The organism is Tepidimonas charontis (assembly GCF_007556685.1).
Classification (GTDB): domain Bacteria; phylum Pseudomonadota; class Gammaproteobacteria; order Burkholderiales; family Burkholderiaceae_C; genus Tepidimonas; species Tepidimonas charontis.
Map to the genome: position 1 here is coordinate 1 of NZ_VJON01000100.1, position 1068 is coordinate 1068.

Annotated in this window: 1 pseudogene; it reads right to left on the minus strand. The window is 56.6% G+C overall.

What is annotated here, in order from left to right:
- A pseudogene (locus tag Tchar_RS13520) lies at window positions 1-802 on the minus strand (tyrosine-type recombinase/integrase); the annotation flags it as partial.
- Window positions 803-1068 lie beyond the last annotated feature (266 nt).

Here is a 1068-nt window from a genome sequence, read left to right on the forward strand (position 1 = left end):
CGCTTCCTCTTCATCCGTTCCGCCGGAATGGTCCAGGTCGCCTGGGTAAAGTTGACTTCGCCCCACGTCGCTTCAGTCAATTCCGACTTTCTGACCATCGTCAACAGCAGCAACTTGACCGCCAAGCGGATGGTCGGCGCGGTCGATACGCGCTCCAGGTATTGATAAAGAAGCCAGATCTCTTGCGGAGACAGTGCACGATCTTTTGGTTCGAAGCGCGCAATGGATGTGGGCCGCACGAGTTCTGCGGGGTTTTCATAGCGATGGCCGCGCTCCAGTGCATACCGATACACCATGTGGACGACTTCGCGCGCATGAACCGCCGTTGCTGGCGCGCCTCGCGCTACGATTTTGTCGCACAGACAGCGAAGATCCTCATGGCTGATTTCTGTCATCTTGAGTCGGCCGAAGGACTCCTTCAGGTCACGTTCATAGACCGACCGGCGCATGTCTCGCGTTGACTCTGCCATCGGGTAATGTTTTAGCCACAGCTCGGCCCAGGCACCGAAGGTTTCGACGTCTCGGGCCCTCTGCAACTCCCTGGACTTCTGGCGCGCCGGTGACTTGCCCTCACTGACCAGTTTTTTCGCGGCCACAAGCCGCTGCCGCGCCTCGGCCAAGGTGATGCCATCGGCCCCATAGCGGCCGAGCACCAGCGTTTCCTGTCGCCCGTTCAGGCGGTAGTTGTAGCGAAAGGAGATCGTTCCCTTCGGGGTGACCACAACGTACAGCCCGCACGGTCGGCTACCTTGTACGGCTTGTCCAGCGGCTTGAGGTTGCGCAGCTTGGTCTCGGACAGCATCTCGATACCATCTCAGAAAACCGGCCCTCCGAGCGGAATTTTCTGCTTACAAATCAACAACTTATATCACTTCGATACCATCACGATACCATCACGCAGGCAAGAACGGGTGGATGGTATCGAGCGAATTCATCGATCCTCGGAACGTCCGATACCAGCAAATATACCATCAGAAATCGGCCGCTTACCCCTGCTTATCAGTGCCAGATTGTGCCAGACCAACCAGCCCTTCTCTCGCGTTACTCAATGATTTATAAGGTTTTTTT